Here is a 14,950-nt window from a genome sequence, read left to right on the forward strand (position 1 = left end):
TCAGGCATCCGGGGCCCCGGGCCGGTCGATGGTGAGCCGGGCGTGGTCTGGGTGGCCGAGTTCGTCGAACAGGGCCGCGGCGGTGTCGCGGGCTTGTTCGGCTTCTTCGGGGAGGTCGAGTGAGTACAGGGAGAAGGCCAGCCTGCCCAGCGCCCATGCCTCGGCGAAGCGGTCGTTGTCGTTGCGGCACAACGCGATCTCCTGCTCGAAGTGCGCGCGGGCCTCGGCGAACCTGGTCAGTCGCTGGAGAGCGACACCGGCCAGCCGGAGTGCGATCCGCTGGTCGCGGGGTGCGCCGTGATCCCGGAACAGGTCCAGGGCGGTGCTGGCGGCGGCGCGGCTTTCCTCGTGCCGGGCGAGATGGCCCAGTTCGCAGGCTTGTTTTGTCAGCAGGACGGCCTCGAAGTACTGGTCGCCGCGGGACTGGTTGATGTTGGCGGAGGTGGCGTACGCGGCCAGGGCGTCGTCATGGCGGTCCAGTGCGGCCAGCGAGTCGCCGATGGCGTGCCAGGCTCCAGCCTGACGCAGGCGATCGCCGGCGAATTGTGCCTGTTCAGCCAACTCGCGCAGCGCCGTGACCGCCTCCTCCCAGCGGCCGTCCTGATGGAGCGCGACGCCGTGGGCGAAGCGGGCGATGCGTTCTCGTTCGCGGTCACCGGAGTTCGTCCAGTGCGCGACGCACTGTTCGTGGATGGCGATGGCCTCCTTGGGCCTGCCAGCGGCGGCGAGGGCGTGGGCCAGGTTTCCCTGACTCAGGAAGTGCTCGTCCCGGGTCTGCTGATCCGCCAGTTGCCCGGCTGACCGCTGGTAGATCTCGAGTGCTCTGGCGTGCTGGCCACTCATGAGCAGGCACTCGCCGATGGCCGTGGACACCTGGTCCTCGACCTGGCGGTTGCCCGCGGCCCGGCTGAGTTCCAGCGCGTGTTCGTAGGTGGCGATCGCCTGGTCGCACTGGCGCTGCTGGTGCCGGACGGTTCCGAGGTGGCACCAGGCCAGCGCTTCGTGCGTAGTGTCGCCCAGTTCCTGGAGCAGCTTGATCGCGGAGGTGTGCAGGTGGATCGCCTGGCCGAACTGGCGGTTGAGCGCTGACAACACGCCGAGTTCGTCCAGCGCATGTGCCTGTCCGCCGCGCAGGCCCAGCTCGCTGTAGGCGCTGAAACTACAGATTTGGGCGACAGCGGCCGCGGCGACCTCGCCGGTACGGCGGAGCGCGTCACCGGCGTAGGAATGCAGTCCGCCCTGGATCTCCAGGTCGCCGATCTCCCGCGCGGAGATCAGGCCGGCCTGGGTCGCGCGGTAGCAGGCCCACGGGTAGCTGCTCTTGAGCAGGCAGAAGGACACGTCGGCGGAGAGGAACATCGCCCTGGGGTGGCGGCCGGACTCCGCCGCGAGTTCGGTGCACGCCACCAGGTTGTCCCGTTCGGCTGCTACCCAGTCCGCGGCTTCGGCCCGGCTGGTGAACACGGGCTGGTCCGCGCCTGCGGGGGACAGCAGACCGGAGGCGGCGGCGACCTTGGTGTGCAGGTGTTCCAGGAGCCGGTCGATGGCTGCTTCGCGGTGGTCGGAGCCGGCGTTGGCCTGGCCGTGTTCGGTGGCGTAGTCGCGGATGAGGTCGTGCATGCGCCAGCGGCCGTAGGCGCTGCCGGGCTCCAGGAGGTGGGCGCGGGCCAGGGACTCCAGACAGCGGCGGGTGTGGCGTGAGTCGGTGGCCAGCAGGGGTTGGGCGAGGTCGGTGCTGAGGTCGGGGCCGGGGTGGGCGGTCAGCAGGCGGAAGACGCGTTGCTGGTCGGCGGCGAGGTGGCGGTAGGACAGGTCGAAGGCGCGGCGGACGCCCTGGCTCTCGCGGGTCAGCTCCTCGATCGGGCCCTCGGCCAGGTCCCCGGCCAGGGTGCGGGCCGGGCGGGCGCGGTTGTCGGCCAGCAGGGCGCCGGCGATCTGGATGGCCAGGGGCAGGCCGCCGCACAGGGTGGCGATGCGGGTGGCGGCGGCGGGGTCGGCCTGGGCGCGGTCGTCGGGCTGGTGGCGGGTGCGCAGGATGCGGTCGAGCAGGTCCGCGCCTGCCGGGGCGGGCAGCACGTCCAGTTCGTGCAGGCGGGCGTCCAGGTCGCTCAGGCGATGCCGGGAGGTGAGCAGGACCGGGGTGTGGCCGTCGGCCGGCAGCAGCGGGCGGACCTGCTCGGCGCTGCCCGCGTTGTCCAGCACCACCAGCACCGGGTGGCCGGCACGGGCCTGGGTGGCCAGCAGGGTGGCGTACAGGCGGGTGCGGTCCGCGGGTTCGGGCGGGATCTGGTCGGCGGGCACGCCCAGCGCGCGCAGCAGGCTGTCCAGGGCGTCGGCGGCGGTCAGCGCGCGGTCGTGGTAGCCGTGCAGGTCGAGGAACAGCACGCCGCCGGAACACCAGCCCCGCCGGTGGGCGTGCTCGGCGGCCTGCAGCGCCAGCTCGGTCTTGCCAACGCCCGGCAGGCCGGTGATCACGCAGGCCCGCGGCCCCTCGCCCGGTTCCAGGATCCGGCTCAGCGCGGCCAGGTCCCCGGCGCGGCCGGTGAAGGTGCCGATCCGGGCGGGCAGACCGTCCAGCGCGCGCGGCGCGGGCGGCGGGATCCGCACCGTGACGTCCCTGGCCTGGATCAGGGAACCGAGCACCGCGCCGGACATCTCGTTGTGGCTCATCGTGACGCAGAGGGTACGTTTCGCCACCTTCCGTGGCTATTGCCGCTGGTGTTCAAGGATGAGTAAGACGATCGTTCTGAACCGTTCATCCCTCGGGAAACAGGTGATCGGTTCCGCTGGGCGGGTCTCGTCACGGTCGGTGCAGCCAGCTACGGTGTGCTGGTGCAGTACCTGTCCCTCGTGTTGCCAGTCCTCGCCGGACTGGTCGTCCTGGTGATCGTCTTGGTCAAGGTCCTCCGCGCGGTCAGACGCGCCGGGGCGGCCCAGGCCAGGTTCCAGGGCACGGTCAGGGACCGCACCGGACTGCTGCGTGCCCGTTCCGCCGCGCTGCGTGTGGCGATCATGGAACGGCGCGCTTCGACCAAGGACGACATGCCTGCCCCGCGTACCATCGGGTAGCGGGGGAGACAGGAGGACCGCCGTGCCTATCGGAGTACCAGAGCTGCTGATCATCGCTGTGGTGGTCGTGCTGCTGTTCGGCGCGAAGAAGATGCCTGACATGGCCCGCGCGGTGGGCCGGTCGATGCGCATCTTCAAGGCCGAGACCAAGACCATGCGCCAGGAGGACGAGGCCGAGCAGCCTGCCGCCGCGCCGCAGGTCCCGGTCCAGCAGCCCGCCGCGCAGCAGCCCTACGCCGCGCCCCAGCAGCCTTACGCCGCACCGCAGCCGCTGCCGCCGGCCCAGCCGGTCGTCCAGCCGCCCGCGCCGCAGGTGGCGCCGCCGCTGGAGCAGACCCAGGGCCGCGCTGACAACCGCTGACGCGCGGACTGGAGGAGACTGACGCGGTGGGGAGCGGAGAGCTCCGCCGCCGTAAAGGGCTCGGCAAGTTGTTCGGCCGTCGGGAGAAGAACCCCGACGGCACGATGACGCTCATCGAGCACCTTTACGAGCTGCGGCATCGATTGGCCGTCTCGTTGCTGGCCCTGGTGGCCGGCGCCGTGATCGCCTTCCTGTGGTGGGTCTACACGGTCGGCCCGATCCCGACCCTGGGTTCGATCGTGCTGGATCCCTACTGCGCCATCCCGGACCGGGTCTCGCTCAACGCCGGCAAGTGCCAGCTGCTGCAGACCCAGCCGTTCGAGGCGTTCATGGTCCGCCTCAAGGTCTCGCTGGCCGTCGGCGCGGTGCTGGCCGCCCCGGTCTGGCTCTTCCAGCTGTGGTCGTTCATCACGCCGGGGCTGTACCAGAAGGAGAAGAAGTACGCGGGCACCTTCGTGAGCTGCGCCTCGGCGCTGTTCATGCTCGGCGCGGTGCTGGCCTTCTTCATCATCCCCAAGGCGTTGATCGCGCTGGTCGGCTTCGGTGGCGAGGAGTTCGCCACCGCGCTGGCCGGTAGCAACTACATCAACTTCGTGCTCGCCCTGTTGATCATCTTCGGGGTCAGTTTCGAGCTGCCGCTGCTGGTCGTCATGCTCAACTTCGCCGGCGTGCTGAGCTACGACAAGCTCCGGCGCAGCCGCCGGGGCGCGATCTTCGGGCTGTTCGTCTTCGCCGCGATCGCCACCCCCGGCACCGACCCGTTCTCCATGCTCGCCCTGGCGCTCGCGCTGACCCTGCTGCACGAGTTGTCCATCCAGATCGCCCGGATCCGGGACAAGCGGGCCGCGCGCAAGCGGGTCGCCGAGGGCTGGGACTCCTGGAAGGACGACGACGCCTCGCCGATCGCGCCCGACACCCAGGCGGAGGAGATCGAACCGGTGCGGGCCAGCCCGGCGCCGGTAGTGGACAAGCCCAGGGTCCGTTACGACGACGACGCCACGTGACCCGGCTCGCGCTGCTGGTCAGCCCGGCCTCCGGGGCCTGGTCGGCGGCGCGGGTCGCCGGATCCGTCGCCGCCGCCCTCCGGCCAGCGGTCACCGAACTGCGGGCGCTGACCGCCGGTAGCGGCGAGCACCTGGCCCAGCTGGCCAAGGCCGCCGTCGCCGACGGCGCGGACGTGCTCGCCGTGCTGGGCGGGGACGGGGCCGCGCACGCCGCGGTGCAGGCCTGCGCGGGCAGTGCCACCGCGCTCGCGGTCATCCCGGCGGGCACCGGCAACGACCTGGCCAGCGCGCTCGGCCTGCCCGGCGGGTCAAGAGAGGCGGCCGCGGCAGTGGTCAGCGCGTTGCGCGCCGGGGCCCGGCGACGTCTGGACCTGGGGCGGATCGCCGGCGGCGGCTACTTCGCCACCGTGCTGTGCGCCGGATTCGACTCCGCGGTCAACGAGCGCACCAACCGGATGCGCTGGCCGGCAGGCCCCCGCCGCTACGACCTGGCCATCCTGGCCGAACTGGCCGGCCTGCGACCGCGGCAACTGCTGCTGGAGACGGTATCCGGGCGGGTCGAGGTGGAGGCGACGCTGGTCGCGGTCGGCAACACCACCAGCTACGGCGGCGGCATCCCGATCTGCCCGGCGGCCGATCCCACCGACGGCGAACTGGACGTGACCGTGGTCGGCGCGGCCAGCCGACGCCTGCTGCTGCGCATCCTGCCCACGCTGCGCACCGGCGGGCACGTGGACCACCCGGTGGTCAGCACCTTCCGGGCACGCAAGGTGCAGCTGGGCGGGGACAACGGCTGGGTGGCCTACGCCGACGGGGAACGCCAGGCCAGGCTGCCGGTGACGGTACGCGCGGTGCCTGGAGCACTGACCGTGGTGGCCTAGGACCAGTGGCCACCGCCGTCGGCGCGATGAGGCGTCGCGAGCAGTTCGACAGGCGGTCACCTGTTGCGAAAAGGCGTGGCGCGCAGCGACACGGCGAGCCTTTCACCTGCGGCGGGGTACCGATTTTTCGCGTTGCCTTGTCGTGGTCTCGACGCATCCGAAGCTTGCTTCGCGTGCGGCGAGGCCACGACGAGGCGACTTAGAGGCGAAAAATCCAGCGCGCGGAGCGCGCCAATTCAACACCTTCAGGGACGTGTGACAGCCTTGGCTGGTGGCACCTAGCCCTTCCTCCGACTCAGGCAGGTCTCCAGCGGAGGCCTTCGCCGCAGCCCGTACCCGGTCGACCTATCCCAAGTTGACCGACTTCATCGCGGGACTGTCCTTCGAACTGGACCCCTTCCAGCGCCGCTCCTGTGAGGCACTGGAAGACGGGCACGGCGTGCTCGTGTGCGCGCCCACCGGCGCTGGCAAGACCATCGTCGGCGAGTTCGCCGTGCACCTGGCCCTCGCCGAGGGCAAGAAGTGCTTCTACACCACCCCGATCAAGGCGCTGTCCAACCAGAAGCACGCCGACCTCGCCGCCCGGTACGGGCCGAAACAGGTCGGGCTGCTCACCGGGGACACCTCGATCAACGGGGACGCGCCGGTGGTGATCATGACCACCGAGGTGCTGCGCAACATGATCTACGCCGGGTCGCGGGCGCTGGACAACCTCGGCTACGTGGTCATGGACGAGGTGCACTACCTCGCCGACCGCTTCCGCGGCGCGGTGTGGGAGGAAGTGATCCTGCACCTGCCCGAACACGTGCGGGTGGCCGGACTGTCGGCCACGGTCAGCAACGCCGAGGAGTTCGGCGAATGGCTGGTCGAGGTGCGCGGGGACACCACCGTGGTCGTCGACGAGCACCGGCCGGTGCCGCTGTGGCAGCACATGCAGGTCGGCAGCCGGGTCATGGACCTCTTCGCCGAGGACTCCAGGGAAGGCCACATCCGGATCAACCCGGAGCTGAGCCGGGCCACCCAGGAAATGGAACGCAGGCACCTGCCCTGGGGCCGGGCCCGGCCGGACCGGCGCGGCGGCAGTGGACCGCGGGCAGGCACCTTCCGGCCGCCCTCGCGCAACGACGTGGTGCGTCAGCTCGACGCGCAGAGCCTGCTGCCCGCGATCGTGTTCATCTTCAGCCGCAACGGCTGTGACGCGGCGATGAACCAGTGCGTGCGGTCAGGGCTGCGGCTGACCACCGAGGCCGAGGTGGCCGAGATCCGCGCCATCATCGCGGCCAAGACCGGCGGCCTGCCCGAACCCGACCTGGCCGTGCTCGGCTACTGGGAATGGCGGGAGGCACTGGAACGCGGCATCGCCAGCCACCACGCCGGACTGCTGCCCGCGTTCAAGGAGACCGTGGAGGAACTCTTCGTCCGCGGCCTGGTCCGGGTCGTCTTCGCCACCGAGACCCTCGCGCTGGGCATCAACATGCCCGCGCGCACCGTGGTGCTGGAGAAACTGGTCAAGTACAACGGTGAGGCGCACGTCGACCTCACCCCCGGCGAATACACCCAGCTCACCGGGCGGGCCGGGCGGCGCGGCATCGACATCGAGGGCCACGCCGTGGTGGTGTGGCAGCCCGGCATGGACCCGAGGGCGGTCGGCGGCCTGGCCTCCACCCGCACCTATCCGCTGCGCTCCTCCTTCAAGCCCGGCTACAACATGGCCGTCAACCTGGTGCACCGGGTCGGCGCCGCGGCAGCCCGCGAACTGCTCGAACAGTCCTTCGCCCAGTTCCAGGCCGACCGCTCGGTGGTCGGGCTGTCCCGGCGGATCGAGCGCAACAAGGAAGGGCTTTCCGGATACGAGCAGTCCATGACCTGCCACCTCGGCGACTTCAGCGACTACGCCAACCTGCGCAAACGCATCTCCGAACGGGAGAAGACCCTAGCCAGGCAGAGCAGCACGGTGCGGCGCTCGGAAGCCGCGGCCTCGCTGGAGAAACTGCGCAAGGGCGATGTCATCGCGGTGCCCTCCGGGCGGCGCAGCGGACTCGCCCTGGTCATCGACCCCGGCCTGGACCCCAACGACGACCCGCGCCCGCTGGTGGTCACCGAGGACCGGTGGGCCGGGCGCCTGTCCGTGCACGACTTCCCGTCCGAGGTGGTGCCGCTGGGCTGGGTCCGGCTGCCCAAACAGGTCGACGTCCGCTCCCCGCGCAGCCGCCGGGACCTGGCCGCCACCCTGCGCAACACCGGCATCCAGCCACCCGGCCGCAACCGGCGCCGCTCCTCCGGCGGCGCGGTCGAGGACGCCGAACTCGCCTCGCTGCGCCGGGCACTGCGCGCGCATCCCTGCCACGCCTGCGAGGACCGGGAACAGCACGCCCGCTGGGGCGAGCGCTACCACCGGCTGCTCGCCGAGACCGAGAAGCTGGAACGCCAGGTCGCGGCCACCACGCACTCCCTGGCCCGTGCCTTCGACCGGATCCGCGCTTTGCTGCGCGACCGCGGTTACCTGCGCGGACCGGAAACCGAGGACGAGGTCGGCGAGATCGTCACCGAGCACGGGCGGAGACTGGCCCGGCTCTACGGCGAATCCGACCTGCTGGCCGCGGAATGCCTGCGCACCGACGCCTGGCAGGATCTGGACCCGGCCGAACTGGCCGCGGTGGTCTCCGCGCTGGTCTTCGAGTCCCGCAGGGACGCCCCCACCCAGCCCCGGCTGCCCGGCGGCGGGGTGGCCGAGGCGCTGGACAACACCATGCGCGTCTGGGCCGAACTGGAGGACGACGAGGGCAAGCACCGCCTGGACCGCACCAGGGAACCCGACGCCGGATTCGCCTGGCCGGTCTACCGGTGGTCCCGAGGGGAATCCCTGGAGAAGGTGCTCAGCGCGGCCGAGGCCAACGGGCAGGAGCTGTCCGCCGGAGACTTCGTGCGCTGGTGCCGCCAGGTCGTCGACCTGTTGGAGCAGCTCAGGGACGTGCTCGGCGGGCAGGATCCGGTCGGCGCGACCGCGATCAAGGCGGCCGCCTCGCTGCGCCGCGGCGTGGTCGCGATGGTCACGTGAGCCGCGTCCGGACCGCGGGTAGCCACCTCTTGCCGCAACTTGGCCCCTCGGCCGGGTACGGCGGGCCGCGCTGTGGTTTGATCGCTCGCAGCGTGTGCGTGACCAGGCACGACACCCACGAACTCGGAGGCGCAGGATGACCAGCCCGTATGGCCCGCCCGGGGAGAACAACCCGCAGCAATGGGGCCAGCAGCCGTACGGCTCGGGTTATGGCCAGGGCACGCCCTCCGGTGGTTTCCCGGCCGCGGGCCAGCCTCCCGGCCAGCAGCCCCAGCCCGGCCAGCCCGGCTACGGGCAGCAGCAGCCCGGCCAGCCTGGCCAGTACGGCCAGCCCCAGCCGCAGCCGGGGCAGTTCGGCCAGCCGCAGCCGGGTTACGGCCAGCAGCCAGGCCAGCCGCAGCCCGGTCAGTACGGCCAGCCGCAGCCCGGTCAGCCCCAGCCCGGACAGCAGCCGACCGGCCCCTACGGCCAGCCGACGCAGGGTTTCCCCGGCCAGCCCGGCCCCTACGGCCAGCCCCAGCCCGGCTTCGGTGAGCAGCCCGGCTACGGCCAGCCGCCGAGTGGCCCGAAGAAGAAGTCCGCGCTGCCGCTGATCCTCGGCGGGCTCGCGGTGCTGCTGGTGGCCGCGGTCGCCGTGCTCGGCTTCGTCTGGCCAGGCTGGTTCCTGAAGAAGGTCTTCGACGAGAACGCCGTGCAGGAGGGCGTGAAGAAGATCCTGGTCGAGAAGTACAACGTGCAGAAGGTGGAGAACGCCACCTGCCCGTCCGGCCAGGCCGTGACCCAGGGCTCGACCTTCGACTGCAAGGTCAAGATCGACGGTAAGGACAAGACGGTCACCGTCACCGTCAAGAACAGCAACGCCGTCTACGAGGTCAGCCTGCCGAAGTAGCGATGGACCGGTGCGCCGACCCCGAGCCCGCCCGGCGTGCGGGGTCGGCGCGGGCCAGGTGGCAGCCCTGACCCGGCCCCACCGGCGCGCGAAGACTGGGAGTGCGCACCGGCGAGTAGGAGGGACCAGACTGGCGGCGGCCCCCAGGAACGCCGCCAGTGCTGGCCGAGCGGTCCGGGTCCATCCTCCCCGGGAACCCGGTGACCGCCTGGAAAGAATCTTGGCCGAACCGGGCCGGGGAGTCGTTGACTCCGGACGCACCGCCATTGACGGTGCGGGCACAAGATCTAGGGCGACTGGGCGCCGGACTGGACGAGCTTGCGGTACTCACCCGGCGGCAGCCCGAACGCCGACCGGAACGTGCGGCTGAAGTGCGCGCTGTCGGCGAAGCCCCAGTGCCGGGCCACCGCGTGCACCGGCCGGTCGCGCAGTGCCGGGTTGGCCAGGTCCCGGCGGCAGTGCTCCAGTCGCCGGTCCCGGATCCAGCCTGCCACGGTCTGGCCCTCCTGCTGGAAAAGCCGGTGCAGGTAGCGCACGGAGATGTGGTGCGCGGCGGCGATCGCGGCCGGGTCCAGCGCCGGATCGGCCAGGTTCGCGCGGATGAACGCGCGCACCGCGGTGATCAGCGCCGACGGAGTGGCCTCCGGTGCGGTGCGGGCGCCGCGCACCCGCGCGCTGAGCACGCCGAGCAGGTCCAGGGTGACCGCGGTGAGCCTGCTCGCCTCCTCCTGCCGCTCGCCCGGCAGCGCGGCCAGCTCCCGCAGACAGCCCGCGACCAGCGCGCCGATGCCCGCATGGCCGGAGAACGGCATCGACACCAGCGACTCCAGCCCGGTGGGGTTCAGCTCGCGCGGGAACTGCAGGAACTCCGTTTTCGAGGAGGTCACGGTGCAGCGAAAGGGGGCGGAGCTGTGGTAGATCAGCAGGTCGCCCGCGCTCAGCTCGGCCTGGCGGCCGTCCTGCTCGAACCGGGAGTTGCCCTCGGTGAGCAGCGTCAGGTGCCAGCGTTCCGGGTCCGAGCGGCGGACCTGGGCGGCGCTGCGATCCACGTGCACCGGCTGCAGCTCCTCGGTGGTCATCAGCATGCCGCCGAGGTCGACCAGCCTGCCCACACTACGGAAGTCGGTGGTGTCCGGCACCTCGACGGTGATCTCCCCCCAGCCCAGGGTGGCCAGGTGGTACCAGTAGTCGAACCGGTCCTTGGCAGGCAGGTCCATGGTGCGAACCCAGGTCTCGGTCATCGTGACGCACCCCCTGTCAGTTCAGCGCCCGCCGGACCTGGGCCGGCACGTGGGCGAGTTTGCGGTACTCGCCCGGCGGCAGGCCGAAGGCGGTGCGGAAGACGCGGTTGAAGTGCGCGCTGTCGGTGAAGCCCCAGCGCCGGGCCACCGCGTGCACCGGCCGTTCGCGCAGGGCCGGATCGCCGAGGTCGCGGCGGCAGTTCTCCAGCCTGCGGTCCCGGATCCAGCCCGCCACGGTCTGGCCCTCCTGCTGGAAGAGCCGGTGCAGGTAGCGCACGGAGATGTGGTGCGCCGCGGCCACGGTGGCCGGGCCCAGGTCCGGATCGCCGAGGTGCTGCCGGATGAACGCCCGCACCTGGCCGAGCAACGCCGCCGGGGTGGTGCCGGCCGGGCGTTCGGTGCCCAGTTCCCGGTGGCAGAGCGCGGCGAGCAGGTCCAGGGTGATCCCGGTCAGCCGGACCGCCTCCTCATCGCGGTCGACATCCAGCGCGGCCAGCTCGCGCAGCCCGCCCGCGACCAGCGCGCCCAGGCCCTCGCGGCCGGACAGCTTGGTGGCCAGCAGGCCGTGCGCCACCGGAGGCAGCAGCGAACGCGGGAAGTGCAGCATGCGGGAGCGTCCGCTGGTCACCGCCGAGGTGGCCGAGGCCGACATGCTGTGGTGGATGATCATCTCGCCCGCGGTCAGCGTGCTCTGCCTGCCGTCCTGGTCGCAGCTGACCAGACCGTCCTCGACCAGGGTCAGGTAGCAGCGCTCCTGGCCCTGGCGGCGTGCCTGGGCCTCGGTGCAGACCAGGGAGAAGCCCGACTTGGCGTCGGTCAGGATGCCCGTCGCGCCCAGGTCCAGGGCCCGGCCCTCGGCGTGGAACGGGCCAGTGCTGAGATTGCTGATGGTCACCGGGCCGCACAGCCCGGTGGCCAGCGCGTGCCAGTAGTCGAAGCGGTCCGCCGCGGGCAGGTCGGCGGTCCGGTACCAGGTCTCGATCATCGTTACACCCCCGGTGGTGGTCAGGTCAGGATCCGCTACGGCAGCCGGGCCAGCTTCCGGTACTCACCTGGCGGCAGGCCGAAGGCGGTGCGGAAGACGCGGTTGAAGTGCGCGCTGTCGGTGAAGCCCCAGCGCCGGGCCACCGCGTGCGCCGGCCGTTCGCGCAGCGCCGGATTGGCCAGGTCGCGGCGGCACTGCTCCAGCCGCTGGTCCCGGATCCAGCCTGCCACGGTCTGGCCCTCCTGCTGGAACAACCGCTGCAGGTAGCGCACGGAGATGTGGTGCGCGGCGGCGATCATCGCCCGGTCCAGCGCCGGATCGGCCAGGTGCTGCCGGATGAAGGCACGCACCTGGCCCAGCAGCACCGCCGGGGTGGTGTTGGCCGGGCGCAGCGTGCCCAGTTCCCGGTGGCAGAGCGCGGCGAGCAGGTCCAGGGTGATCGGGGCCAGCAGGGCCGCCTCCTCGTCGCGGTCGGAGTCCAGCCAGGCCAGCTCGCGCAGGCTGCCCGCGACCAGCGCGCCCAGACCGTCGCGGCCGGACAGCGCGGTCATCACCAACGCCTCAGCGCTGGTGGGCAGCAGGGCGCGGGGGAACCAGAAACCGAGACTGGCCGCCGGATTCGAGGCGCCGGCCAGCGGCGCTGAGGTGTGATAGAAGAACAGGTCACCCGGGATGAAGCTGGTCTGTCGCTCGCCTTGGGCGAAGTCGAAATCGCCGCGTTCGAGCAGGGTCAGCACCGCGACCTCGGGATCGTGGCGGCGGACATGGGTGCTGGTACGCCGCATCGAGAAGCCGGGCAGATCGTTCGCGCTCACCGACATACCGCCGAGTTCCAGGGTGCGCGAGACCGCGTGGATGTCCCCAGCGGTCGAGGTGTCGAGGTCCGCCGCACCCCAGAGTCCGGCGGCCGCCTCATGCCAGTAGTCGGACTGGTCCGCGTCGTCCACGTCCGAGGAACGGAACCAGTATTCGATCATGCTTTCCCCACCCAAGCTTGTTCGACTGGATCCCCGAGGTAATCATGCCGGGGCCGCACCGGGGAGTGAATGGCCTTCTCCTGCCGGTTAATCCGTTCGTCAGGGCGCTCGCGGCCAGGCACGATGCGCTGGTGACCGATCACGAGGTACAGGTGCTCGACGAGGCCGAGGTGCGCGCCGCGCACACCCTCTTCCGCGCCGCCATGCACCACCCGCCCGCGGGCGACGAGCAGTGGGAACACTCCCGGCGCGCCTACGTGCCGGGCCGCACGCTCGGGGTGCGCAGCGGCGGGTTGCTGGTGGGCACCACGACCTCGTTCCCGGCGCCGCTGACCGTGCCCGGCCGGGCCGCGGTGCCGCACACCGGGGTCACCAGGGTCGGCGTGCGCGCCGATCACACCCGGCGCGGCGTGGTCACCGAACTCATGCGCGCCCAGCTGCGGGACCTGGCCGAGCGCGGCGAGGTGCTGGCCAGTCTGCGTGCCAGCGAGGCCGCCATCTACGGGCGCTTCGGCTACGGCGTGGCCAGCCGCGGCAAGCAGGTCACCGTCGACCGGGCGCGGGCCCGGCTGCACCCCGGCGCTCCGGTGACCGGTGAGGTGCGATTGCTCGCGCCCGAGGAGCTGGACACGGTGGTGCCGGAGATCTACGCCCGGCTCGACCCGTCCCGCCCCGGCTGGCAGGAACGCTCGGCGCACTACTGGGCCCTGGCCCTGGCCCGGCACCACGGCGGGGACGAACACCTGGTGGCCGCCGTGCACACCGGACCGGCCGGACCGGACGGGTACGTGCTCTACACCTTCGTCCGGGAGGAACACGGCCGCGCGCTGGAGATCCGCGACCTGCACGTGGCCAACCCGGGCGCGCAGGCCGGGCTGTGGCGCTTCCTGCTCGGCGTGGACCTGGTCAGCCGCGTCACCACCGACGACCCGCTGCCCCTGGACCTGCCACTGGAACTGCTGCTGACCGACCGGGACGCGGTGCGCACCACCGCCGTGCAGGACGAGATCTGGCTCCGGCTGGTCGATGTGCCGCAGGCCCTGGCGGCGCGGAGTTACGGCGCGGCCGAGCCGGTGGTGCTGTCCGTGCGGGACCGGTTCCTGCCAGCCAACACCGGCCACTACCTGATCGGCCCGGACGGCGCGCGCCGCACCGAGGCCGCGGCGGACCTGGAACTCGACGTCGACACGCTCGCCGCGCTGTACCTGGGCGGCACCCGGCCGGGCGAACTGGCCGAGGCCGGCCGGCTGACCGTGCTCTCGTCCCCGGCCCTGGCCGAGGCGGACCGGTTGTTCGCCACCGGCAGGCCGCCGTGGTCGGGCACGTTCTTCTGAGGTGCCTCGCTGGGGCAGGCGTGATCGGGATACTGTGGCCTAATGGGGTTGTTCGGTTGGGGGAAGAGGTCGGCCGCCCGTAAGGAAGCGGCCCTGCCGAAGCCGGTGATGATCCAGCACCGCACCTACGACGACCCGGTGCTCGACGCCGCGGTGGCCGAGGTGAGCGAGGGCAGTCTGCAAGCGGGCCTGACCGTGCTGGCCGAATGCCGTGAGGACCCCGAGACCCGCACCCTGCGAGCGGCCGTGCTGGGCAAGACCGCGATCGGCCACAGCGACGAACTGACCACCATCGCCGAACAAGCCGAGGACCCCGACCTGTGGCTGCTGGTCGGCGAGGCCAGGATCCAGGAGGCGTGGGCGATCCGCGGTTCCGGCAGCGGCGCCAGCGTCGGCGCGGACCGCGCCAAACTGTTCCACAGCACCCTGCGCCGCGCGGTGGAACCCTTGCACCGCAGCGCCAAACTCCTGCCCAAGGACGCCGCGCCGTGGGTCAGCCTGATGCCGGTGGCCCGCGGCCTCAACGTCGACCGCGAACAACACGACGACCTCTGGCGCAAGATCATCGACCGCGCCCCGATGCTGTATCCCGCGCACTGGCAGCGATTGCAGTACCTGGCCGCGAAATGGGGCGGCTCCGAGGAGGAGATGCTCGCCTTCGCGCACGGCTGCGTGGACAAGTCCCCACCCGGCAACCCCCTGGTCGCGATGCTGCCCCTGGCCCACTTCGAGACCTACCTGCCGCGCTTCCGCAAACTCCTGGAAGAGCGCAGCCCGCTCAAGATCGCCACGTTGCAGGTCCGGCACTTCGCGAAGGTGGCCGAGGACCTGGCCGAGGCGGCGGACCGGTGGCAGACCGGACCCCAGCCCCACGTGCGCGACCACGAGGCGCACAACCTGTTCGCGGCGGCCTTCTGCATGGCGATGGACAAGGACCGGGCGAAGATCCACCTGGACGGGATGGGGGATCGGTTGCACGGGATCCCGTGGGCTTATCTGGGGGCGGATGTGCTGGACGAGTACCACCAGCGCTCGGCCAAGTACCGCTGAGGCGGCGAGTTGGCCCAACTGGTACGCCGGGTTGGCACAAGTGGGCGTGCGAGTTGGCCCAAGTGGGACCGGGGCGCGGATCACGCCGCTGAGGCGCTCTT

Annotated in this window: 12 protein-coding genes; 8 read left to right on the forward strand and 4 right to left on the reverse strand. The window is 71.6% G+C overall.

Going from position 1 to position 14,950, the window contains the following annotated elements; all coding sequences use genetic code 11:
• Positions 1 to 2,697 carry an ATP-binding protein gene (locus ACTOWY_RS30965; protein ID WP_441313142.1) on the reverse strand — a complete coding sequence of 899 codons (2,697 nt, stop codon included), beginning with the start codon at positions 2,695 to 2,697 and terminating at the stop codon, positions 1 to 3.
• Positions 2,698 to 2,832: 135 nt separating this feature from the next.
• On the opposite strand from ACTOWY_RS30965, the gene ACTOWY_RS30970 reads away from it, so the two are divergent.
• The 6 genes from ACTOWY_RS30970 to ACTOWY_RS30995 all read left to right on the forward strand — a co-directional run bounded on the left by ACTOWY_RS30970 (position 2,833) and on the right by ACTOWY_RS30995 (position 9,262).
• Positions 2,833 to 3,069, forward strand: coding sequence for a bacteriophage holin (locus tag ACTOWY_RS30970; protein ID WP_441313143.1), 237 nt, complete (start codon positions 2,833 to 2,835; stop codon positions 3,067 to 3,069).
• Positions 3,070 to 3,091: 22 nt separating this feature from the next.
• Positions 3,092 to 3,430, forward strand: coding sequence for a Sec-independent protein translocase subunit TatA (gene tatA, locus ACTOWY_RS30975; protein ID WP_441313144.1), 339 nt, complete (start codon positions 3,092 to 3,094; stop codon positions 3,428 to 3,430).
• A gap of 26 nt (positions 3,431 to 3,456) precedes the next feature.
• Positions 3,457 to 4,434, forward strand: coding sequence for a twin-arginine translocase subunit TatC (gene tatC, locus ACTOWY_RS30980; RefSeq protein ID WP_441313145.1), 978 nt, complete (start codon positions 3,457 to 3,459; stop codon positions 4,432 to 4,434).
• Positions 4,431 to 5,315 (forward strand): diacylglycerol kinase family protein, encoded by an 885-nt coding sequence (locus tag ACTOWY_RS30985; RefSeq protein ID WP_441313146.1) that lies wholly within the window; start codon positions 4,431 to 4,433, stop codon positions 5,313 to 5,315. Before tatC ends, ACTOWY_RS30985 begins: the two co-directional genes overlap by 4 nt.
• 271 nt (positions 5,316 to 5,586) lie before the next feature.
• Positions 5,587 to 8,373, forward strand: a complete 2,787-nt coding sequence (locus ACTOWY_RS30990) for a DEAD/DEAH box helicase (protein WP_441313147.1) — start codon at positions 5,587 to 5,589, stop codon at positions 8,371 to 8,373.
• Between the two features lie 136 nt (positions 8,374 to 8,509).
• Entirely contained in the window at positions 8,510 to 9,262 is a 753-nt protein-coding gene (locus tag ACTOWY_RS30995; RefSeq protein ID WP_441313148.1) for a DUF4333 domain-containing protein, read from the forward strand.
• A 287-nt stretch (positions 9,263 to 9,549) separates the two neighbouring features.
• On the opposite strand, the gene ACTOWY_RS31000 is transcribed toward ACTOWY_RS30995, so the two are convergent.
• Genes ACTOWY_RS31000 through ACTOWY_RS31010 form a run of 3 tightly spaced genes read right to left on the reverse strand, consistent with a single transcriptional unit; the run spans position 9,550 to position 12,465 of the window.
• Positions 9,550 to 10,503: a helix-turn-helix domain-containing protein gene (locus ACTOWY_RS31000; RefSeq protein WP_441313149.1), complete on the reverse strand. Its 954-nt coding sequence runs from the start codon at positions 10,501 to 10,503 to the stop codon at positions 9,550 to 9,552.
• Positions 10,504 to 10,519: 16 nt separating this feature from the next.
• Positions 10,520 to 11,488 carry a helix-turn-helix domain-containing protein gene (locus ACTOWY_RS31005; RefSeq protein ID WP_441313150.1) on the reverse strand — a complete coding sequence of 323 codons (969 nt, stop codon included), beginning with the start codon at positions 11,486 to 11,488 and terminating at the stop codon, positions 10,520 to 10,522.
• Positions 11,489 to 11,523: 35 nt separating this feature from the next.
• On the reverse strand, positions 11,524 to 12,465 hold the full coding sequence (locus ACTOWY_RS31010) for a helix-turn-helix domain-containing protein (RefSeq protein WP_441313151.1): 942 nt from the start codon (positions 12,463 to 12,465) through the stop codon (positions 11,524 to 11,526).
• A gap of 131 nt (positions 12,466 to 12,596) precedes the next feature.
• Between ACTOWY_RS31010 and ACTOWY_RS31015 the strand changes: the two genes are divergently transcribed.
• A complete protein-coding gene (locus ACTOWY_RS31015) occupies positions 12,597 to 13,799 on the forward strand; it encodes a GNAT family N-acetyltransferase (protein ID WP_441313152.1) in 1,203 nt (400 codons plus the stop codon).
• Positions 13,800 to 13,841: 42 nt separating this feature from the next.
• A complete protein-coding gene (locus tag ACTOWY_RS31020) occupies positions 13,842 to 14,849 on the forward strand; it encodes a hypothetical protein (RefSeq protein ID WP_441313153.1) in 1,008 nt (335 codons plus the stop codon).
• Positions 14,850 to 14,950 lie beyond the last annotated feature (101 nt).

Source organism: Crossiella sp. CA198, from assembly GCF_052078295.1.
Lineage (GTDB): Bacteria > Actinomycetota > Actinomycetes > Mycobacteriales > Pseudonocardiaceae > Crossiella.